This is a genomic window from Enterobacter sp. 186315 (assembly GCF_053290175.1).
The window spans coordinates 24761-46813 of record NZ_JBPTTK010000013.1 but is presented as its reverse complement, the minus strand read 5'-3'; the positions used below and the strand labels follow the sequence as shown (position 1 = coordinate 46813).

General features: G+C 57.4%; 19 protein-coding genes. 9 read left to right on the top strand and 10 right to left on the bottom strand.

Going from position 1 to position 22053, the window contains the following annotated elements:
• Nucleotides 1–99 precede the first annotated feature (99 nt).
• The 4 genes from nagE to chiQ all read left to right on the top strand — a co-directional run bounded on the left by nagE (nucleotide 100) and on the right by chiQ (nucleotide 6178).
• The gene (gene nagE / locus ACSVHP_RS15235) at nucleotides 100–2121 is read left to right on the top strand and encodes an N-acetylglucosamine-specific PTS transporter subunit IIBC (RefSeq protein WP_447552329.1); all 2022 of its coding nucleotides are present in this window, start codon (nucleotides 100–102) and stop codon (nucleotides 2119–2121) included.
• 170 nt (nucleotides 2122–2291) lie between these two features.
• The gene (gene glnS / locus ACSVHP_RS15230) at nucleotides 2292–3959 is read left to right on the top strand and encodes a glutamine--tRNA ligase (RefSeq protein ID WP_234673479.1); all 1668 of its coding nucleotides are present in this window, start codon (nucleotides 2292–2294) and stop codon (nucleotides 3957–3959) included.
• A 447-nt stretch (nucleotides 3960–4406) separates the two neighbouring features.
• Nucleotides 4407–5804 carry a chitoporin ChiP gene (chiP, locus tag ACSVHP_RS15225; RefSeq protein WP_447552328.1) on the top strand — a complete coding sequence of 466 codons (1398 nt, stop codon included), beginning with the start codon at nucleotides 4407–4409 and terminating at the stop codon, nucleotides 5802–5804.
• 47 nt (nucleotides 5805–5851) lie between these two features.
• Nucleotides 5852–6178 (top strand): ChiQ/YbfN family lipoprotein, encoded by a 327-nt coding sequence (gene chiQ, locus ACSVHP_RS15220; protein ID WP_447552374.1) that lies wholly within the window; start codon nucleotides 5852–5854, stop codon nucleotides 6176–6178.
• A 98-nt stretch (nucleotides 6179–6276) separates the two neighbouring features.
• On the opposite strand, the gene fur is transcribed toward chiQ, so the two are convergent.
• The 4 genes from fur to ybfF all read right to left on the bottom strand — a co-directional run bounded on the left by fur (nucleotide 6277) and on the right by ybfF (nucleotide 8890).
• A complete protein-coding gene (gene fur / locus ACSVHP_RS15215; protein WP_447552327.1) occupies nucleotides 6277–6723 on the bottom strand; it encodes a ferric iron uptake transcriptional regulator in 447 nt (148 codons plus the stop codon).
• Between the two features lie 289 nt (nucleotides 6724–7012).
• Nucleotides 7013–7543 (bottom strand): flavodoxin FldA, encoded by a 531-nt coding sequence (fldA, locus tag ACSVHP_RS15210; RefSeq protein ID WP_003858653.1) that lies wholly within the window; start codon nucleotides 7541–7543, stop codon nucleotides 7013–7015.
• Nucleotides 7544–7699: 156 nt separating this feature from the next.
• Nucleotides 7700–7987 (bottom strand): LexA regulated protein, encoded by a 288-nt coding sequence (gene ybfE, locus ACSVHP_RS15205; RefSeq protein WP_234673481.1) that lies wholly within the window; start codon nucleotides 7985–7987, stop codon nucleotides 7700–7702.
• Between the two features lie 129 nt (nucleotides 7988–8116).
• Nucleotides 8117–8890, bottom strand: coding sequence for an esterase (gene ybfF, locus ACSVHP_RS15200; RefSeq protein WP_447552325.1), 774 nt, complete (start codon nucleotides 8888–8890; stop codon nucleotides 8117–8119).
• A gap of 183 nt (nucleotides 8891–9073) precedes the next feature.
• Between ybfF and seqA the strand changes: the two genes are divergently transcribed.
• Nucleotides 9074–9622 carry a replication initiation negative regulator SeqA gene (gene seqA / locus ACSVHP_RS15195; protein ID WP_447552323.1) on the top strand — a complete coding sequence of 183 codons (549 nt, stop codon included), beginning with the start codon at nucleotides 9074–9076 and terminating at the stop codon, nucleotides 9620–9622.
• 24 nt (nucleotides 9623–9646) lie between these two features.
• Nucleotides 9647–11287: a phosphoglucomutase (alpha-D-glucose-1,6-bisphosphate-dependent) gene (gene pgm, locus ACSVHP_RS15190; protein ID WP_447552322.1), complete on the top strand. Its 1641-nt coding sequence runs from the start codon at nucleotides 9647–9649 to the stop codon at nucleotides 11285–11287.
• Nucleotides 11288–11388: 101 nt separating this feature from the next.
• Here the strand turns inward: pgm and kdpE are convergent, their stop codons facing one another.
• Genes kdpE through kdpF form a run of 6 tightly spaced genes read right to left on the bottom strand, consistent with a single transcriptional unit; the run spans nucleotide 11389 to nucleotide 19174 of the window.
• Entirely contained in the window at nucleotides 11389–12066 is a 678-nt protein-coding gene (gene kdpE / locus ACSVHP_RS15185) for a two-component system response regulator KdpE (RefSeq protein WP_447552321.1), read from the bottom strand.
• Nucleotides 12063–14750, bottom strand: coding sequence for a two-component system sensor histidine kinase KdpD (gene kdpD / locus ACSVHP_RS15180; protein ID WP_447552320.1), 2688 nt, complete (start codon nucleotides 14748–14750; stop codon nucleotides 12063–12065). Before kdpD ends, kdpE begins: the two co-directional genes overlap by 4 nt.
• Entirely contained in the window at nucleotides 14751–15326 is a 576-nt protein-coding gene (kdpC, locus tag ACSVHP_RS15175; protein ID WP_447552319.1) for a potassium-transporting ATPase subunit KdpC, read from the bottom strand.
• Nucleotides 15327–15338: 12 nt separating this feature from the next.
• Entirely contained in the window at nucleotides 15339–17387 is a 2049-nt protein-coding gene (gene kdpB, locus ACSVHP_RS15170; RefSeq protein ID WP_447552318.1) for a potassium-transporting ATPase subunit KdpB, read from the bottom strand.
• An 18-nt stretch (nucleotides 17388–17405) separates the two neighbouring features.
• On the bottom strand, nucleotides 17406–19085 hold the full coding sequence (kdpA, locus tag ACSVHP_RS15165) for a potassium-transporting ATPase subunit KdpA (protein WP_447552317.1): 1680 nt from the start codon (nucleotides 19083–19085) through the stop codon (nucleotides 17406–17408).
• Nucleotides 19085–19174 carry a K(+)-transporting ATPase subunit F gene (kdpF, locus tag ACSVHP_RS15160; RefSeq protein WP_015386886.1) on the bottom strand — a complete coding sequence of 30 codons (90 nt, stop codon included), beginning with the start codon at nucleotides 19172–19174 and terminating at the stop codon, nucleotides 19085–19087. Before kdpF ends, kdpA begins: the two co-directional genes overlap by 1 nt.
• Nucleotides 19175–19482: 308 nt before the next feature.
• Here kdpF and ACSVHP_RS15155 point away from each other — a divergent pair, with 308 nt between their 5' ends.
• The 3 genes from ACSVHP_RS15155 (at nucleotide 19483) to ACSVHP_RS15145 (ending at nucleotide 22047) form a co-directional block, all read left to right on the top strand.
• Complete coding sequence (locus ACSVHP_RS15155) at nucleotides 19483–19689, top strand: YbfA family protein (protein ID WP_234673490.1); 207 nt, start codon at nucleotides 19483–19485, stop codon at nucleotides 19687–19689.
• A gap of 191 nt (nucleotides 19690–19880) precedes the next feature.
• Nucleotides 19881–21293, top strand: a complete 1413-nt coding sequence (phrB, locus tag ACSVHP_RS15150) for a deoxyribodipyrimidine photo-lyase (protein ID WP_447552316.1) — start codon at nucleotides 19881–19883, stop codon at nucleotides 21291–21293.
• A 10-nt stretch (nucleotides 21294–21303) separates the two neighbouring features.
• Complete coding sequence (locus ACSVHP_RS15145) at nucleotides 21304–22047, top strand: type 2 GTP cyclohydrolase I (RefSeq protein ID WP_447552315.1); 744 nt, start codon at nucleotides 21304–21306, stop codon at nucleotides 22045–22047.
• Nucleotides 22048–22053 lie beyond the last annotated feature (6 nt).

Here is a 22053-nt window from a genome sequence, read left to right as displayed (position 1 = left end):
TCACCATGCCAGTGAATCATCAACCGTATCTATAGGTTAGTGACACAATAAAAACACAGCTGAGAACGTGCCTTAACGGGGTCTCATAGGGGGAAGAAAGTGAGTATTCTAGGTTATTTACAAAAAGTAGGCCGCGCACTGATGGTGCCAGTGGCCACGCTGCCGGCCGCAGCCATCCTGATGGGTGTCGGCTACTGGATTGACCCGGTGGGCTGGGGTGGGGATAACGCGTTAGCGGCTTTCTTCATCAAATCCGGTTCCGCCATCATCGACAACATGTCCGTACTGTTCGCCATCGGTGTAGCGTATGGCATGTCCAAAGATAAAGACGGTGCTGCGGCGCTGACCGGTTTCGTGGGCTTCCTGGTGTTGACCACGCTCTGTTCTCCGGCTGCGGTGTCCATGATCCAGAAGATCCCGGCAGACCAGGTGCCTGCCGCGTTCGGTAAGATCAGCAACCAGTTCGTGGGTATTCTCGTCGGTATTATCTCTGCGGAACTGTACAACCGCTTCAGCAGCGTTGAGCTGCCAAAAGCGCTGTCGTTCTTCAGCGGCCGTCGTCTGGTGCCAATCCTGACCTCTTTCGTGATGATTTTCGTGGCGTTCATCCTGATGTACATCTGGCCTGTCATCTTCGACGGTCTGGTGAACTTCGGTGAGCACATTCAGAAACTGGGTTCCGTCGGTGCGGGCGTGTATGCGTTCTTCAACCGTCTTCTGATCCCGGTCGGTCTGCACCACGCGCTGAACTCCGTATTCTGGTTCGACGTTGCCGGTATTAACGATATCCCTAACTTCCTGGGTGGCGCACAGTCCATCGAAGCAGGTAAAGCGGTGGTGGGTATCACCGGTCGTTACCAGGCTGGCTTCTTCCCAATCATGATGTTCGGCCTGCCGGGTGCCGCGCTGGCTATCTACCACTGCGCGCGTCCAGAGAACAAAGCGAAAGTGCTGGGTATTATGATGGCGGGTGCGTTTGCCGCTTTCTTCACCGGTATCACCGAGCCGCTGGAATTCTCCTTCATGTTCGTGGCACCTGTGCTGTACGTGATCCACGCCGTGCTGACCGGTATCTCCGTGTTCATCGCCGCAAGCATGGAGTGGATTGCCGGCTTCGGCTTCAGCGCCGGTCTGGTGGATATGGTGCTTTCTTCCCGTAACCCGCTGGCGACCCACTGGTGGATGCTGATCCCACAGGGTCTGGTGTTCTTCGTTATCTACTACGTGGTGTTCCGTTTCACTATCACCAAATTCAACCTGATGACTCCGGGCCGCGAGCTGGCCGTTGCCGGTAGCGAAGCGGATGGTCAGGACGTGAACGTGAGCGCGGATAAAGAGCAGGATGTGGCAGGCCTGGCGCGTCAGTACATCGCCGCTGTGGGTGGCTCTGACAACCTGACCGGTATCGACGCCTGTATCACCCGTCTGCGTCTGAACGTGAAAGACTCTTCTCTGGTGAACGAAGCGCTGGCAAAACGTCTGGGTGCGTCGGGTGTTATCCGCCTGAACAAAACCAGCGTGCAGATTATCGTTGGCTTCGTGGCCGAGAAAATTGCTAACGCGATGAAAACCACCGGCCCGGTCGCGGCAGCAGAAGCGACAGCGGCTCCGGCAGCGGCGCCAGCGGCAGCCAAACCGCAGGCAGTACCGAACGCAACGACCATCGCCGCGCTGGTTTCTCCAGTGACCGGTGAAGTGGTGGCGCTGGAGCAGGTGCCTGACGAAGCCTTTGCCAGCAAAGCGGTCGGTGACGGTATCGCGGTGAAACCAACGGATAAAACCGTGGTATCTCCGGCTGCTGGGACTATCGTTAAAATCTTCAACACCAACCATGCGTTCTGTCTGGAAACGGAGAAAGGCGCGGAAATCGTTGTCCACATGGGTATCGATACCGTTGCGCTGAACGGGCAGGGCTTTACTCGCCTGGTGGAAGAGGGGGCTGAAGTGGTGGCAGGCCAGCCGATCCTGAGTATGGATCTGGAGTTCCTGAACGCTAACGCACGCTCTATGATTAGCCCGGTGGTTTGCAGCAACATCGACGACTTCAGCGGCCTGGTGCTTCAGGCGAAAGGTCAGGTTGTTGCAGGCCAAACGCCACTGTACGAGATTAAAGGCAAGTAATCGTTCCTGAGTAGAATCATGCCTTACGCGGCGGGGGAAAACCTCCGCCGCTTTTTTTTGCAGCAAATGCCCCCATTATTTACATCCTGGACGTTTTAAAGGGTTGTCACTGCGTCCGGCTTATAAGATCATATGCCGTTATACGTTGTTTACGCTTTGAGGAACCTGCGATGAGTGAGGCTGAAGCCCGCCCGAGTAACTTTATTCGCCAGATCATCGATGAAGATCTGGCCAGTGGTAAGCACACCACGGTCCATACCCGTTTCCCGCCGGAGCCAAACGGCTACCTGCACATCGGTCACGCGAAATCCATCTGCCTGAACTTTGGCATCGCGCAAGACTATCAGGGCCAGTGCAACCTGCGCTTCGATGACACCAATCCAGTAAAAGAAGACATCGAATACGTTGAGTCCATCAAGAACGACGTGCAATGGCTGGGCTTCAACTGGTCTGGCGATATCTGCTACTCCTCTGACTATTTCGATCAGCTGTACGCTTACGCGGTTGAACTGATCAACAAAGGGCTGGCGTATGTCGACGAACTCTCTGCTGACGAGATCCGCGAATACCGCGGCACGCTGACCGCGCCGGGTAAAAACAGCCCGTACCGCGATCGCAGCGTGGAAGAGAACCTGGCGCTGTTTGAAAAAATGCGTGCAGGTGGCTTCGAAGAGGGCAAAGCCTGTCTGCGTGCCAAAATCGACATGGCCTCTCCGTTTATCGTGATGCGCGATCCGGTGCTGTACCGCATTAAGTTTGCGGAACACCACCAGACCGGCAACAAGTGGTGCATCTACCCGATGTACGACTTCACCCACTGCATCAGCGATGCGCTGGAAGGCATTACCCACTCGCTGTGTACGCTGGAGTTCCAGGACAACCGTCGTCTGTACGACTGGGTGCTGGATAACATCACCATCCCTGTGCATCCGCGTCAGTACGAGTTCTCTCGTCTGAATCTGGAATACACCGTGATGTCCAAGCGCAAGCTGAACCTGCTGGTCACCGACAAGCACGTTGAAGGCTGGGACGATCCGCGTATGCCGACCATCTCCGGTCTGCGTCGTCGCGGCTACACTTCTGCCTCTATTCGCGAGTTCTGTAAGCGTATCGGCGTGACCAAGCAGGACAACACCATTGAGATTGCCTCTCTGGAATCCTGCATACGTGAAGATCTGAACGAGAACGCACCACGCGCGATGGCGGTTATCGATCCGGTTAAGCTGGTTATCGAAAACTACCCGCAGGGCGAGAGCGAGCTGGTGACTATGCCTAACCATCCGAGCAAGCCGGAAATGGGCAGCCGTGACGTGCCGTTCAGCGCTGAAATCTGGATCGACCGTGCTGACTTCCGCGAAGAGGCGAACAAGCAGTACAAGCGTCTGGTGCTGGGCAAAGAGGTGCGTCTGCGTAACGCTTACGTCATCAAAGCCGAGCGCGTAGAGAAAGACGCAGAAGGCAACATCACCACCATCTTCTGTACTTACGACGCTGAAACGCTGAGCAAGGATCCGGCGGACGGTCGCAAAGTGAAAGGCGTTATCCACTGGGTCAGCGCTGCCCACGCGCTGCCGGTTGAAATCCGTCTGTACGATCGTCTGTTCAGCGTGCCTAACCCGGGCGCGGCTGACGACTTCCTGGCGACCATCAACCCGGAATCTCTGGTAATCAAACAGGGCTACGCTGAACCGTCGCTGAAAAATGCTGAAATCAGCAAAGCGTACCAGTTTGAGCGTGAAGGCTACTTCTGCCTCGACAGCCGCTACAGCACCGCGGAAAAACCGGTATTTAACCGTACCGTCGGTCTGCGTGATACCTGGGCGAAAGCAGGCGAATAATAACGCCGAACAGGTCAATGAGAAACAAACGCCGCATCTGCGGCGTTTTTTTTATTTAACGATCATGCCTTTATTGGCGTTAATAATAAACCGACCTCGAAATAACAGGTCAATGAGCTGCTACTTATTTTACTCAAAAAAAGTTTATATCTTTGCGGGAACATTAAAACGTGAAAAATTAACGCCCGTGCAGGTTATTACCCCCTGAATTTAATCGCTTTCCCTTATAAATCCTCGCCTCTCGCTAAATGTTACAAAGCACTACTAATTATGTGCACTTCGTCATAATCCTGACTTTTGCCCGCTAAAAAGCGTTGATAATTCGCGTCGCGAAAAATAACCTAAAGACGGTAGTTAATTCGAGGGTATTTCTAACTACCCCTGACCAATCGGTCTTTTTATTTTTCGCCGTTTTAGGCGTTTTAATTCGTCAAAGAGGAATAATCTATGCGTACGTTCAGTGGCAAACGTAGTGCGCTGGCGCTGGCTATTGCCGGTGTGACAGCAATGTCGGGCCTGATTGTTGTTCCACAGGCACAGGCAGAAGGTTTCGTCGATGATTCTACCCTCACGGGCGGTATTTATTACTGGCAGCGTGAACGTGACCGTAAAGACGTCAGGGAAGATAAATATAAAACCAACCTTGCTCACTCCACCTGGAACGCCAACCTGGACTTCCAGTCAGGCTATGCCGCCGATATGTTCGGTCTGGATATTGCGGCATTCACCGCCATTGAAATGGCTGAAAACGGCGACAGCGGCCACCCGAACGAAATTGCTTTCTCCTCCAGTAACAAAGCCTATAAAGAAGACTGGTCAGGTGATAAGAGCGGTATCAGCCTCTATAAAGCGGCTGCGAAATTCAAATATGGCCCGGTCTGGGCGCGCGGTGGTTATATTCAGCCAACCGGACAAACGCTATTAGCACCACACTGGAGCTTTATGCCGGGTACTTATCAGGGGGCAGAAGCCGGGGCTAATTTCGATTATGGCGATGCGGGCGCGCTGAGCTTCTCCTATATGTGGACCAACGAGTACAAAGCGCCGTGGCACATTGAGATGGACAAGTTCTATCAAAATGACAGAAAGACCAAAGTCGATTACCTGCACTCGCTGGGCGCGAAGTATGACTTTAAAAACGACCTGGTGCTCGAAGCCGCATTCGGCCAGGCGGAAGGCTATATCGATCAGTACTTCGCGAAAGCCAGCTACAAATTTGATATCGCCGGTAGCCCGCTGAGCACCAGCTATCAGTTCTACGGCACCCGCGATAAAGCCAGTAACGGCACCGTGAACGACATTTACGACGGCACCGCATGGTTGCAGGCGCTGACCTTCGGGTACAAGGTCGGGCAGGTGGATTTACGTCTGGAAGGGACCTGGGTTAAGGCGGAAGGCCAGCAGGGCTACTTCCTGCAACGTATGACGCCAACCTACGCCTCTTCAAACGGTCGTCTGGATATCTGGTGGGATAATCGCTCTGACTTCAACACCGATGGCGAAAAAGCGGTCTTCTTCGGCGCGATGTATGATCTGAAGAACTGGAACCTGCCGGGCTGGGCGGTGGGCGCGTCTTACGCTTACGCATGGGATGCAAAACCTGCCGATATGGCTACCCCGGACGCCTACTACGATCCGAACTACCGCCTGAAAGAGTCTTCTTATAGCCTGGACGCGATGTACACCGTTCAGGATGGCCGTGCGAAAGGCACGATGTTCAAACTGCACTTCACCCAGTACGACAACCACTCCGATATCCCAAGCTACGAGGGCGGTTACGGCAACATCTTCCAGGATGAACGTGACGTGAAATTCATGGTCATTGCCCCATTCACTATCTTCTGATGAACCTTCCGGCGGGCTGAGTCCCGCCGACATGGAGACTGAACATGATGAAAAAAATGGTTATTGTCGGGCTGCTGGCGTCGGGGCTGGTGGCGTGCGCGCAGCCGCAGGCCGCTAAAGAGGATTCCCGTCTGAAAGAGGCGTACAGCGCCTGCATTAATACGGCGGAAGGGTCGCCAGAGAAGATTGAAGCCTGCCAGAGCGTGCTGAACGTGCTGAAGAAAGAGAAGGCGCACGAGCAGTTTGCTAATCAGGAAAACGTCCGCGTGATGGATTACCAGGCCTGTATTCAGGCGCGTAAAACCGGTAACGATCAGGAAGTGGCAAAGCGCTGCGATCGGATTTGGGACGAGATACGCAATAACAATAAATAAGTTGTTGTCATCATCATGCCCGGTGGCGCAGCGCCACCGGGCTTTTTTAATGCAAAAAAAAGCCAACCTTGCGGCTGGCTCAGAGTATGAAAGCTTGCTTACTTCGCGTCGTGCGCGTGATCGTTCTCGCGGCAATCGCCTTCAGCACAGTGGCCGTACAGGTACAGGCTGTGGTTGGTCAGGCGGATGCCGTGACGGGCTGCGATTTCACGCTGGCGTGATTCGATAGAATCATCGCTAAATTCAATAACCTTGCCGCAGTCGAGGCAGATCAGGTGATCGTGGTGATGCTGCTGGGTCAGTTCGAAAACAGATTTACCGCCTTCGAAGTTATGACGGGTAACAATGCCCGCGTCATCAAACTGGTTCAGCACGCGATAAACGGTTGCCAGTCCAATTTCTTCACCCATGTCGATAAGACGCTTATAAAGGTCTTCCGCACTGACATGGTGATTGTTTGGCCCCTGAAGGACTTCAAGGATTTTTAACCGAGGAAGCGTAACTTTCAGGCCAGCCTTCTTTAGTGCGGTGTTGTTGTCTGTCATGCGGAATCTGTCCTGTTGCTAAACAATTCACTTCTAAGGAAGAAGTGACTGAGAATGCGCCTGGGATAATGCGTATCATTATAGAACTGCCATGGCTAAATGAAAACTGCAAGTCTCAAGCAAAATATGCGTATAAAAACGTGGGATCACCGACAAACTTGTCCGATGTCATCCACTTTAACTCGGGGGATATTGTACAGGTCTGAGCGAAAAAGTTAAAAGTTTGTAGCAATTAATTTAATCGGTTTCACCTGGAAACGGGCGCAACCGAAGCTGCGCCACCGGGATATCAGGCGTTGAGAATGTCGTCGAGGTTCAGCTCTTCGCGAACCTGCTTCACCCATTTTTCAACGCGTTCAGCGGTCAGTTCTGGCTGACGGTCTTCATCGATGGCCAGACCAACGAAGTGGTCGTCATCTGCCAGACCTTTAGAGGCTTCGAAGTGATAGCCTGCGGTTGGCCAGTGGCCCACGATGGCCGCGCCGCGTGGTTCAATGATGTCGCGAATGGTGCCCAGCGCGTCACAGAAGTATTCCGCGTAGTCTTCCTGATCGCCACAGCCGAACAGTGCAACCAGCTTGCCGTTGAAATCAACCTCTTCCAGCGTCGGGAAGAAATCGTCCCAGTCACACTGCGCTTCGCCGTAGTACCAGGTTGGAATACCCAGCAGCAGGATGTCATAGCCTTCGAGATCTTCTTTGCTGCTCTTGGCGATGTCGTGCACATCGGCAACGTCTTTACCGAGCTGTTTTTGAATGTTTTTTGCGATGTTTTCGGTATTGCCGGTATCACTGCCGAAGAAAATGCCGATGATTGCCATGAGTAAAATAACCTCTTGAAACTTAATGGTATGGTGGCGCAATTTGTCCACGGATAAGGGCAATAATAGCAGAACAGACAACCCTGCGGAAACAGCTATCACGCAGGACTGCACTCTCTGCTACATGAAAAAAGAGGATAAAGGGGATTTTAAGACTTATGCCTTGCCGTGCAGCTGTTCAAGCTGGGCGATCAGCATCTCTTCAATCAGCTCGCTGCGGCTGATGTCGCGGGCGCTGGCCAGCTCGTTTAACGCGTCAACGGCATCGGCGTTGAGCTTTAATTCGACGCGCTTAAGCCCACGATTTTTATCGCGTTTAAGCTGGTTGCGTTTATTGATACGCAGCTGTTCATCACGCGAAAGCGGATTTGTCTTAGGACGTCCCGGGCGACGCTCATTCGCGAACAGATCTATTGTCGTGCGGTCCGTTTGTTCTTTGGCCATGATTTTGAGACTTCGGGGGAAAACAAGCCGCCCTGCTATAGCCCGGGCGATAAGCGCGCCATCATACATCACCGAAAACGGCACGCCAACGACTGGAAGCCCGCGGCCTTCCAGTCGCTGCCTTTTTAATCAATTAGCGGTATCAGAGAGATAGCGGCGGATGGCGCGCAGCACGGCGTCCGGTTTTTCGGCATGAACCCAGTGTCCGGCACCGGCGATCACATGCGCGCGCGCCTCGGGGAACTGCTTAAGCAATTCATCGCGGCAGGCTTCGGTAACGTACGGCGAATTACCGCCGCGCACGAAGAGGGTAGGGTGGTGCCAGGCCGGAACCGGCTCCCAGCCGACGATATGGGGATACTGATCCCAGAGCACCGGCACGTTGAAGCGCCACTCGCCGTCGACGAAGGATTTCAGCAAAAACTGCACCACGCCTTCTTCGTCCAGATGTTCACGCATTATTGCGGCAGCCTGCTGGCGCGTGGCGACACCCGCCTGTGTGACCGCGTTGATGGCGGCAAAAATCTCGTCGTGGCGGCGCACGTGGTAATCCACGGGGGCGACGTCAATCACCACCAGGCCCGCAATACGTTCAGGCGCAAGCGCCGTCAGCGCCATTACCGCTTTGCCGCCCATTGAATGCCCGATCAGCGTCACCTTTTCGAGGTTATTGGCATCCAGCGTATCCAGAAGATCCTGCGCCATCGCCGGGTAGGTCATCTCCGGGGAGCGCCCGGAAAGTCCGTGATTACGCATATCCACCTGAAGGATGTCGTGATCGCTTACCAGATCGCGCGCCAGTACGCCCAGGTTATCCAGGCTGCCAAACAGGCCGTGAACCAGTACGATGGGAGAATTATTGTTCGGCGATTGTGCAGATTGCGCTCGGGTATTCAATTTCATGGCAAAGTTCTTTTTTTACGTATGTCAGGTTAGGGTATCATGTTGACCATTCTGCCGCCCGGCTGCAAGGATCCAGTTTAATCTGACTTTTGCCGCCAACCCGGCTTGACGCTATCCGCTGTTGGGATTTGACCTTATACTCCCAACGACTTGTATTCAGATAAGATATCGCACTGGATTAAGATGAAAACAATCGAAGTTGATGACGAACTCTATCAGTATATCGCCAGCCAGACGCGGCATATCGGGGAGAGCGCGTCAGACATTTTACGGCGCATGCTTAAAATTTCCGCCGCCTCACAGCCTGTCACTCCCGTCGCGAAAGATGTCGTGTCTCAGACAAGCGTAGCCGCCCCGGCCAAACCTGCCGCGATCCCGGCGAAAGACAAAGTCCGCGCCATGCGCGAGCTGCTGCTTTCCGACGAATACGCTGAGCAGAAAAAAGCGGTTAACCGCTTTATGCTGGTGCTGTCTACACTCTACTCACTGGATAACAAAGCGTTTGCCGAAGCGACCGAGTCGCTGCATGGCCGCACGCGCGTCTATTTCGCGGGTGACGAGCAGACGCTGTTACAGAATGGCAATCAAACTAAGCCCAAACACGTTGCCGGTACGCCGTACTGGGTCATCACCAATACCAACACGGGCCGCAAGTGCAGCATGGTGGAACACATCATGCAGTCCATGCAGTTCCCGGCGGAATTGATTGAAAAGGTTTGCGGTACAATTTAACCCTTGCATAAGAAGGACCAGGCAATGGCAAATCACAGCCGTGCGGGACAACCTGCACAACAAAGCGATTTGATTAACGTCGCCCAGCTGACCGCTCAGTACTACGTGCTGAAGCCGGAAGTGGGTAACGCAGAACACGCAGTGAAGTTCGGTACATCTGGCCACCGCGGCAGCGCGGCGCGCCATAGTTTTAACGAACCGCATATTCTGGCCATTGCCCAGGCCATCGCGGAAGAGCGCGCTAAAAATGGCGTGACCGGTCCGTGCTATGTAGGCAAAGATACCCACGCCCTGTCCGAACCTGCCTTCATCTCCGTGCTGGAAGTGCTGTCAGCCAACGGCGTTGACGTCATCGTGCAGGAAAACAACGGCTTCACCCCAACCCCTGCGGTGTCTAACGCTATTCTGGTTCACAACAAGAAAGGCGGCGCGCAGGCGGACGGTATCGTGATTACCCCGTCCCACAACCCGCCGGAAGACGGCGGCATCAAATACAACCCGCCTAACGGTGGCCCGGCGGATACTAACGTCACGAAAGTGGTGGAAGATCGCGCCAACGCGCTGCTCGCAGACGGCCTGAAAGGGGTTAAGCGCATCTCTCTGGATGCGGCGATGGCCTCCGGTCATGTGAAAGAGCAGGATCTGGTGCAGCCGTTTGTGGAAGGGCTGGCGGATATCGTCGATATGGCGGCTATCCAGAAAGCGGGCCTGAAGCTCGGCGTGGATCCGCTCGGCGGTTCCGGTATCGAATACTGGAAACGTATTGCGGAGCACTACAAGCTGGATCTGACCATCGTGAACGATCACGTCGATCAGACCTTCCGCTTTATGCACCTTGATAAAGACGGCGCGATCCGCATGGACTGCTCCTCTGAATGCGCGATGGCTGGCCTGCTGGCGCTGCGCGACAAATTCGACCTGGCGTTCGCTAACGATCCGGATTACGACCGTCATGGTATCGTGACCCCGGCCGGTCTGATGAACCCGAACCACTATCTGGCCGTTGCGATCAACTATCTGTTCCAGCATCGTCCACAGTGGGGCAAAGAGGTTGCCGTCGGTAAAACGCTGGTGTCCTCTGCGATGATCGACCGCGTGGTTGACGCGCTGGGCCGCAAGCTGGTGGAAGTGCCGGTAGGCTTCAAGTGGTTCGTTGATGGTCTGCACGACGGCAGCTTCGGCTTCGGCGGCGAAGAGAGCGCGGGCGCATCCTTCCTGCGCTTCGACGGCACGCCGTGGTCCACCGATAAAGACGGCATCATTATGTGCCTGCTGGCAGCGGAAATTACCGCTGTGACCGGGAAAAACCCGCAGGAGCACTATAACGAGCTGGCTGAACGCTTCGGCGCACCAAGCTACAACCGTATCCAGGCGGGTGCGACCTCTGCGCAGAAAGCGGCGCTGTCCAAACTCTCTCCAGAGATGGTCAGCGCAAGCACGCTGGCGGGCGACCCGATCACCGCGCGCCTGACGGCGGCACCGGGTAACGGCGCGTCCATCGGTGGCTTGAAAGTGATGACCGAAAACGGCTGGTTCGCCGCGCGTCCTTCCGGTACGGAAGATGCGTACAAAATCTACTGCGAAAGCTTCCTCGGCGCGGAACACCGTCAGCAGATCGAGAAAGAAGCGGTTGAGATTGTCAGCGAAGTGCTGAAGAACGCATAAGTGGCTTGGTGCGGGCTGATGCCCTCACCCCGTCACAAACGCAAAACGGCAACCTCAGGGTTGCCGTTTTGCGTTTACCTCGTCGCCGGGCATGTTTATGCTCACAGCATAAAGCGATAGCCAATCCCGGTTTCGGTTAACAGATGGCGCGGACGGGCGGGATCCGCTTCGAGTTTCTGACGAAGATGTCCCATATAGATGCGCAGATAGTGGCTGTGCTCCACCGCGTTCGGCCCCCACACCTGATTTAGCAGCTGTCGCTGGGTCAGCACCTTGCCGTGGTTATTGAGCAACACCGCCAGCAGACGAAACTCAATCGGGGTGAGGTGGATCTCTTCGCTGCCGCGCTGAATGCGCCGCGAGGCTAAATCGACCTGAACGTCGGAGAAGGTATAGACCGGCTCGGAAGGGGCAGTGGCGCTATGCCGACGCAGCGCCACGCGCAGCCGCGCCTGTAGCTCGCCAATACCGAAAGGCTTGATCAGGTAGTCGTCGGCTCCGGCATCCAGCGCGGCGATTTTGTCGGACTCTTCGGTTCGCGCCGAGAGCACCAGAATCGGCATCTGGCTCCACTGGCGCACCTCACGGATAAAATCAATGCCGTCACCGTCCGGCAGTCCCAGATCGAGGATGACCAGATCCGGCTTGCGGGTGGCGGCTTCAATCAGACCGCGCTGTAGCGTTCCGGCCTCGTGTACGCGCAGGCCGTCCCCCTCCAGCGCGGCGCGCAGAAAACGGCTAATGGCAAGCTCATCTTCAACAATCAGGACGTTAATCACAAATCCTCGGGATAGTCATCAAGTTCGGGCGGCGGATCGAGGGGAAGTGTAACACAAAAACGAGCGCCCCCTTCCGGGCGGTTGTGCGCCGAAATCGTGCCGCCGTGGACGTCGATAATGGCCTGACAAATCGCCAGCCCAAGCCCGACGCCGGGAATGGCGGACTCCTTATTCCCGCGCGCGAATTTCTCAAAGATGGCCTGCTCTTGCCCGGCAGGGATCCCCGGCCCGGTATCCCACACCTCAAGCTGCAACGCCTGATTTTGTACCGTAGCGTTAATGCCGATCCGGGCTTTTTGCCCGGCGTATTTAGCGGCGTTTTCCAGCAGGTTGATTAGCACGCGCTCAAACAGCGGGCCGTCGACGTGAATTAAGGTCAAGGGTTCCGGCAGGTTCAGCTCAATATGTCGACCGCCCATCCCCGGCTCCAGCATTTTCAGAGCGCTGCCGACCACCTCTTCGAGGGTCAGCCACTCTTTCTTCAGGTTAAAGCCGCCGGACTGAATGCGCGCCATATCCAGCAGGTTGTTGACCAGACGGGTGGTGTTCAGCACGTGCTCGCGGATTTCGCTGGCCTGCTTCGCGTGGCGGGAGCCTTCGGCGGCCAGATCCAGCGTCAGAATCTCAGACTGGCCAAAGAGCACCGTGAGCGGCGTGCGCAGATCGTGAGAGAGCGCCGCCAGCAGGGCGTTGCGAATGCTTTCGCGCTCGCTCGCCAGCCGCGCCTGTTCTTCGCTGGCGGTCAGCGCCAGACGCTCAAGGGCGCTGGCGACCAGCAGGGTGAAGGTTTCCAGCAGGCGCTGCTGCTCGGGGATCATCAGCTGGCGAAGGTTGGTTGGCTCAACAATCACCAGCCCCTGATTTTTATCGGCGCTGCGCAGCGGCAGGATCTGATAAGGCACCCCCGGCAGCGTGTCGGTCCCCGCGCCTGCGGGCAGCCCTTTATCAAAGCTCCAGCGGGCGATGGCTTCGTCCCACGGCATCATGCCGGAGGCAGGGGTCAGCGGGCGTAAATGCCCCTGCTCGTCAGGGAGCAAAATCAGGTTGCTGGCGTGAAAGGTCGAGCGAATAAACTGCTCGCTGGTCTGGACGATATCCAGCGGTGTGCGCCCCACGGCCAGGGATTTGGACATCTCGTAAAGATGACGGGTGCGCTGTTCACGATAGCGGGCGATACGCGCCTGATAGCGCACCCCCGCCGTGAGGTTGCCGATCACCAGCCCGACGGTAAGCATCACGCCAAAGGTCAGGATGTACTGCACGTCAGACACTGCCAGCGTGCCGCGCGGGGCAATAAAGAACAGATCGAAGCTGATGACGTTAATGATCGTGGCCAGCACAGACGGCCAGCGCCCGTAAAACAGCGCCACGACGACTACGCCGAGCAGGTAGATCATTACCAGGTTGGCGGCATCAAAGGCGATCAGCCACTGGCTGGCAATAATGGTGATCAGCGCGCACAGCACGGCGGCCACCAGGCAGCCGCGGATCTGAATGCGCCATTTATCACCAAAGCTGCGGGCGTCCGGCAGACGACCGGGCAGGGGGGCGGGTTTGTCGTCGAGCGCAACGATCACCAGATCCAGATCCGGCGCGCGGCGCGCCAGCCTGTCGGCAAACGACTCGCGGCTAAACCAGCGGCGATGCTGACGCCGGCCAATCACAATTTTGCCCAGGTTGTGCTCCCGGGCGTAGCGCAGGATCGCTTTATCCTCCTGCGGTTCGGAAAGCGTGGCGGTTTCAGCGCCCAGCTCCTGCGCCAGCCGCAACGAGCCTAAAATGGCCCGGCGCTGGTTTTCCGGCAGGGCGTGAAGCTGCGGCGTTTCCACGTAAACCGCGTGCCAGACGCTGCCAAACTTGGCGGCGAGGCGTGCGGCGGTGCGGATCAGCTTTTCGTTGCCGCTGCCGTGCCCGATGCACAGCAGAATGGCGTCGCGCGTATGCCAGACGCGCTCCTGGCCTTGCAGATCGCGCCAGGCGCGCATCTGGTCGTCCACCCTGTCGGCGGTGCGGCGCAGGGCCAGCTCGCGCAGGGCGATCAGGTTGCCTTTACGAAAGAAATGCTCAATGGCGCGTTCGGCCTGGCCTGCGATATAGACTTTGCCTTCGTGCAGGCGCTGACGAAGATCGTCCGGCGGCAGGTCAACCAGCACCACTTCGTCGGCGGAATCAAAAAAGGGATCGGGCACGGTTTCGCGCACCTGAATGCCGGTCACGCCGCTCACCACGTCGTTCAGGCTCTCCAGATGCTGAACGTTGACGGTGGTGAACACGTCAATGCCCGCGTCGAGAAGCTCCTGCACGTCCTGCCAGCGCTTCGGGTGGCGCGAGCCGGGGGCGTTGCTGTGCGCGAGTTCGTCCATCAGGATCAGCGCCGGGCGGCGGGCGAGGGCGGCATCCAGATCGAACTCGGTGACGAGCCGCCCCCGATGGCTGATGCGCCGGGGCGGCTGTGTCGCCAGCCCGTTAAGCAGCGCCGCGGTCTCTTTGCGTCCGTGGGTTTCTACCACCCCAATAAGAATGTCGAGCCCCTGCGCCCGTAACCGCCGGGCCTCCGTCAGCATGGCGAAGGTTTTCCCGACGCCCGCGCAGGCGCCGAAGAAAATTTTCAACTTGCCGCGATGCGTCTCTGCGGTCTGTTCCAGCAGCCTGTCCGGATCCGGGCGCATAGGCTCGTCGGTCATTTAGTTTTTCCTTAGCGCGTCCAGCGCCAGATTCAGCTCAACAATATTCACTACCGGCATCCCGATAAAACCGACCAGCGGCTTTTGCGTGTGCTCTGCTACCAGCTGGCTGACCTGTTCTGTGGTCAGCTGGCGGGCGGCGGCAACGCGCGGGATCTGCCAGGCCACCGCCTGCGGCGTCAGGCTGTAGTCCAGGCCGCTGGCGGAGGCGGTCACCAGCTCGACGGGCACCTCACGGCTGGCCTGTGGGTTGGCGGCGCGCAGGGCGGCCACGCGTTCGGCAACGGCGCTATCGAGCGCCGGGTTGCTGCCCGCCAGATTACTGCCGCCGGACGCCATCGGATTATACGGGCTTTCCGCCGTGGCGGAAGGACGGCCCTGGAAGTAGCGGGCGTCCGTAAAGCTCTGCCCAATCAGGCGTGAACCGCGATGCTCACCGTTCTGGATAATCAGCGAGCCGTTCGCCCGATCCTGAAACCACCACTGGCCGAGCGCGGTGGTCACCAGCGGGTACAGGCCGCCCGTAATGAGCGCTAACAGAATAAACAGAAGTATAGCGGGGCGTAACATAGTCATTTGATTCACCTTTTAAACCAGCCCGAACAGGGTTAACAGCACGTCGATCGCCTTAATCCCAATGAAGGGAACGACCAGCCCGCCGAGGCCGTAAATCCACAGGTTGCGGCGCAGCATGGCGGCGGCGGTCAGCGGCTTATAGCTCACCCCTTTCAGCGCCAGCGGGATCAGGAAGACGATAATCAGGGCGTTAAAAATCACCGCGCTGAGAATGGCCGAGGCGGGGGAGTGCAGATGCATCACGTTCAGGGCGTTAAGCTGCGGATAGGTCGCCGCGAAGGCCGCCGGAATAATGGCGAAGTACTTCGCCACGTCGTTGGCAATGCTGAAGGTGGTCAGCGAGCCGCGCGTCATCAGCATCTGCTTGCCGATGTGAACCACTTCGATCAGCTTGGTCGGGTTAGAGTCGAGGTCAACCATGTTGCCCGCCTCTTTTGCCGCCTGGGTACCGGAGTTCATCGCTACCGCCACGTCGGCCTGCGCCAGCGCCGGGGCGTCGTTGGTGCCGTCCCCGGTCATCGCCACCAGACGTCCTTCCGCCTGATACTGGCGAATCAATGCCAGCTTGGCTTCCGGCGTCGCTTCTGAGAGGAAATCGTCCACGCCCGCCTCGGCGGCAATGGCGGCGGCGGTCAGGCGGTTGTCCCCGGTGATCATCACCGTCTTGATCCCCATTTTGCGCAGCTGGGCGAAGCGCTCTTTGATGCCGCCCTTCACGATATCCTTCAGGGCAATCACCCCGAGCACGCGGGATCCTTCTGCCACTACCAGCGGGGTGGCACCCTGACGGGCGACGCTCTCGACCAGCTTGTCCACCTCCGGCGGGAAGTGGCCGTTGTTGGCCTCGATATGGCGACGGATCGCGTCAACCGACCCTTTGCGGATCATCCGGTCCTGAATGTTGATGCCGCTCATGCGGGTCTGCGCGGTAAACGGCACGAAGGTCGCTTGCAGGCTCTGCACGTCGCGCTGGCGCAGGTTAAAGCGCTGCTTGGCGAGGATCACGATGCTGCGGCCTTCCGGCGTTTCATCGGCCAGCGACGAGAGCTGCGCCGCGTCCGCCAGCGTCTGTTCATCCACGCCCGGCGCGGGCAGGAAGTCAGACGCCTGACGGTTGCCGAGGGTGATGGTCCCGGTTTTATCCAGCAGCAGCACGTCCACGTCGCCTGCGGCTTCGACCGCGCGACCGCTGGTGGCAATCACGTTGGCGCCGAGCATCCGGCTCATCCCGGCTACGCCAATGGCGGAAAGCAGGCCGCCGATGGTGGTCGGGATCAGGCAGACCAGCAGGGCCACCAGCACGGTGACGCTTACCGCCGTCCCGCCGTAAACGGAGAACGGCCACAGGGTTGCGGTTGCCAGCAGGAAGACGATGGTCAACGCCACCAGCAGAATGGTCAGCGCGATTTCGTTTGGCGTTTTGCGGCGCTGCGCCCCTTCAACCATCGCGATCATCCGGTCAAGGAAGGTTTCGCCCGGGTTGACGCTGCACTGGATCACCAGCCAGTCAGAGAGGATGCGCGTGCCGCCCGTTACCGAGGCGAAATCGCCGCCGGACTCACGGATAACCGGCGCGGACTCCCCGGTAATGGCGCTTTCGTCTACCGATGCGCCCCCTTCAATGACTTCGCCGTCGCAGGGGATGATGTCCCCGGCTTCTACCAGCACCACGTCGCCTTTACGCAGATCTTCTGCGGGAACCTGGTCCATCTGCGCGCCGTATTTCGGCTCGCGCAGCTTGCGGGCGAAGGCGGTCTTTTTTACCCCTTTGAGGCTGTTGGCCTGGGCTTTGCTGCGTCCCTCCGCCAGCGCTTCGGCGAAGTTGGCGAACAGCACGGTAAACCACAGCCACAGGCTGATGGCCCCGGTAAACAGGGCGTTCCCCGTCAGGTGCCCGGTGCTCATGGCGACGGCCAGCAGGGTAGTCAGTACGCTCCCAATCCAGACGATAAACATCACCGGGTTATGCCACTGAACGCGCGGGCTTAATTTTTTCACCGCATCCATAAGCGCCTGGCGAACGAGCGACGGTTCGAGCAGGGCCAGTTGTTTACGACTCATGACAAATACTCCGCAAAATCAGCGTAAAGAGAGAGTTTCCGCGACCGGGCCTAGCGCGAGAGCGGGGATAAAGGTCAACGCGCCCACCAGCAGCACGGTGCCGATCAGCAGGCCGACAAACAGCGCGCCGTGGGTAGGCAGCGTGCCGCTGGTGGTCGGCTGTATTTTTTTACTCACCAGCGAACCGGCAATGGCGAGGACGGGAATAATCACCCCGAAGCGGCCCACAAACATGCAGAAGGCCAGCAGGCAGTTCCAGAACGGCGAGTTGGCGCTCAGGCCTGCAAAGGCGCTGCCGTTGTTGTTGGCGGCGGATGAGACGGCGTAAAGCACTTCGCTAAAGCCGTGAATGCCGGGGTTGAAGATGCCGCTGCGCCCGGCCTCGGTCATTAGCGCCAGCGCGGTGCCGAGCAGCACCAGCGCCGGAGTGACCAGGATCGCCAGCGCGGTGAGCTTCATCTCGCGCACGTCGATTTTTTTGCCGAGATATTCCGGGGTGCGGCCAATCATCAGCCCGGCGATAAACACCGCCAGCAGGACAAACAGCAGCATGCCGTACAGCCCGGATCCCACGCCGCCGAAGACCACTTCACCGATCTGCATCAGCCACATTGGGATCATCCCGCCGAGCGCGGTAAAGGAGTCGTGCATGGCGTTCACCGCACCGCAGGAGGCCGCCGTGGTGACCACCGCGTACAGGCTGCTGGCGAGAATGCCGAAGCGGCTCTCTTTGCCTTCCATGTTGATATTGCTGTCCGCGCCAAGCGGCATAAAGTGGCCGTTGCCGTGCCATTCGGCCCACATCACCAGCGCCACGCAGACTACGAAGATGAGCGTCATCGCCCACAGCAGCGTGCGCCCCTGACGGCGGTCGTTGACCACATCACCAAAGGCAAAGCACAGGGCGGTGGGGATCAGGAAGATCGCCAGCATCTGCACGTAGTTGGTCAGCGCCGTGGGGTTTTCAAACGGGTGAGAGGAGTTGGCGTTAAAGAAGCCGCCGCCGTTGGTGCCGAGCATCTTAATCGCCTCCTGCGACGCCACCGGCCCCATCGGCAGCAGCCCGTTGGCCCCCTCCAGCGAGGTATACGCGGTGTAAGGCAACAGGTTTTGCAGGGTGCCCTGCTGAATAAAGAACAGCGCAATCAGCAACGACAGCGGGAGCAGGATCCACAGGGTAATGCGGGTGAGGTCAACCCAGGCGTTGCCCAGCGTGCCGACGTTTTGACGCGCAAAGGCGCGGGTCAGGGCGAAGATCACGGCGATGCCGCTGGCGGCAGAGAGGAAGTTCTGCACCGTTAAGCCCGCCATCTGGCTGAAGTAGCTGAGCGTGGTTTCGCCCGCGTAGGATTGCCAGTTGGTATTGCTGACGAAGCTGACGGCGGTATTAAGTGCCAGATGCCAGGAGAGGCCCGGCAGCCGCTGCGGGTTCAGCGGCAGGCTGCCCTGTAGCATCAGCATCGCGAACAGCACAATCAGCCCGACGATGTTCAGCAGCAGGATCGCCAGCAGATATTGACGCCAGTTCATCTCCCGCTCGTCAATGCCGAGCACCCGCCAGAGGCCTTTTTCAACGCCGCCCGCCACCGGCAGCGCCACGTTGTTAATCATCCGCGCAAGCAAGGTTCCCAGCGGCCTTGCGAGCAGAAACAGCACCAGTAAAAAGCTGGCAATAAGCAAAAACGCCTGAGCAGCCATCAGAATGCCTCCGCATTAATCAGGGCATAGACCAGATAACCCAATAACAGGAACACCAGCACGATGCCGGTAATCAGACCTGCACTCACACTTCACCTCCGGGTGACGTTTGTATTTGTGCTAACGGTAGGATTTACGGCGCAAAGATTTCGCAAAAATCAGGAGGAGGGGTGTAAAAAAAGTATAAAAATGGAAAAGCCACAATTTAACTATTGTTAAGTATTTCGTTAACTTTTCTGTAACTAACTTACGAGTCGAGTGTAAATATTCATTAAATGGATGAAAATAAGTGGTCGGATGAGTAGTAAAATTACAAACAAAACGATATTATTTTATCCAGCTCACAAATTTTAAATTTTCCGGATTGCGTTTCCGGCCAACTATAGGGGAGAAAAATATGGATCTTTATAAAGAGTATCCGGCTCATATCGTTCTGATGCGTCGCACTTTCGCTGTAGTGGCGGGTGTTCTGGCCCTGCCGGTGATGTTGTTCTGGAAAGATCGCGCACGTTTTTACAGCTATCTGCACCGCGTCTGGGCAAAAACCAGTGAAAAACCGGTCTGGATGGACCAGGCAGAAAAAGCGACCTGCGATTTCTACTGATACAGTTCTAAAAAAAACCGCCTTTCGCAATAAGGCGGTTTTTTTGTGCCCGACGTACGGGTAAGGCCGCCTCGTGCGGCCTTTTTTGTTTTAACGCGTCTACACTTCATGGCAAAGTAGTTCAACGCGTGCCCCATTTTCTCTTTGGTGGCATAGCCTTATGGACATAATGGATATTTGCCAGGAGTTTTATGCCCACCCATCTCGTTTGGTTTCGCGCGGATTTACGCGTACACGACAACATCGCCCTTGCGGCCGCCTGCCGCGCTAAAAATGCCCGCGTGCTGGCCCTGTTTATTGCCACCCCCGAACAGTGGCGGGAGCATGAGATGGCCCCGCGCCAGGCGGCGTGTCTCGCGGCATACCTGAACGACCTGCAACATTCGCTTGCGGAAAAAGGGATCCCGCTGATCTATGAAGAAGTCGGCGATTTTGCGGCGCAGATCCAAAAGGTGCAGGACGTCTGCAAGCAGCATGAGGTCACGGATCTTTTTTATAACTACCAGTACGAATTCAACGAACAGCAGCGCGATCGCCAGCTGGAAAAGGTGCTGGACGAGGTGGTGTGTCAGGGGTTTGATGACAGCGTGATGCTGCCGCCCGGCAGCGTAATGACCGGCAGCCACGAGATGTATAAAGTCTTTACGCCGTTTAAAAACGCCTATATCAAACGGCTTAAAGAGGCGCTGCCCGAGTGCGTCCCCGCGCCGTCCGTCAGGGGCGATGCGATAACGGACGTGCCGGAACTGAGCTTCAACTATCCGCAAAAAGAGTTTGATGACACGCTGTTCCCGGCGACGGAAAAAGCGGCCATCGCCCGACTTCGCCACTTCTGTAAAGAGGGGGCGGAGGATTACGAGGCGCAGCGTGATTTCCCGGCCATCGACGGCACCAGCCGCCTGTCTGTCTGCCTGGCGCTGGGCGCGCTCTCCCCGCGCCAGTGCCTGCATCGCCTGCTGGCTGAACAGCCGAAAGCGCTGGACGGCGGGGACGGCGCGGTGTGGCTCAATGAGCTTATCTGGCGCGAGTTCTATCGCCATCTGATGACATATCATCCAGGCTTGTGTAAGCATCGTCCCTTCATTCGCTGGACCGAAAACGTAAAATGGCAGGACAACGAGGCGCACTTGCAGGCCTGGCAGAAGGGAGCCACGGGCTACCCGATTGTGGATGCCGCCATGCGTCAGATGAATGAAACCGGCTGGATGCACAACCGTCTGCGTATGATTACCGCCAGCTTCCTGGTTAAAGATCTGCTTATCGACTGGCGTACCGGAGAGCGTTATTTTATTTCTCAGCTGATCGACGGCGATCTGGCCGCCAACAACGGCGGCTGGCAGTGGGCGGCCTCCACCGGAACGGATGCCGCGCCCTATTTTCGGATCTTTAACCCGACCACGCAGGGACAAAAATTTGATGCCGACGGCGAGTTTATTCGCCGCTGGGTGCCTGAACTGAAGGATGTCCCGGCAAAAGCGATCCACGACCCGTGGGCATGGGCGGACAAACAGCGCGTCACGCTGGATTACCCCCGCCCGATTGTCGACCATAAACAGGCGCGCGCCGCCACGCTGGCAGCGTATGAAGCCGCCCGTAAAGCTTAAGAGAGTCAGAATGAAAAATACCGCACTGGAAAGCCTGATTAACGAAAAACTGAACGCCAGCAGCTTTAGCGACTACGGTCCGAACGGGTTGCAGGTAGAAGGGCGTGAAAACATCCAGAAAATTATCACCGGGGTGACGGCAAGCCAGGCGCTGCTGGATGAAGCGGTGCGCCAGGAGGCGGATGCGGTAATTGTGCATCACGGCTACTTCTGGAAAAACGAATCGCCGATTATTCGCGGCATGAAGCGCAATCGCCTGAAAACCCTGCTCTCTAACGACATCAACCTGTACGGCTACCACCTGCCGCTGGATGCGCACCCTGAGCTGGGCAACAACGTTCAGCTCGCGCAGCTGCTGGGCATTACCGTGATGGGCGAAATTGAACCGCTGGTGCCGTGGGGCGAGCTTTCTATGCCGGTTCCCGGCCTTGAACTGGCCTCCTGGATCGAAGCGCGTCTGGGGCGTCGTCCGCTGTGGTGCGGCGATACCGGACCGGACACCATCAAGCGCGTGGCCTGGTGTACCGGCGGCGGTCAGGGCTTTATCGACAGCGCGGCGCGTTTCGGCGTTGACGCGTTCATCACCGGCGAAGTGTCGGAGCAGACCGTCCACTCCGCGCGTGAGCAGGGCCTGCATTTCTACGCGGCCGGGCACCACGCCACGGAGCGCGGCGGTATTCGCGCCCTCAGCGAATGGCTGACCGAAAATACCGATCTGGACGTCACCTTTATTGATATCCCTAACCCTGCGTGATGAGAG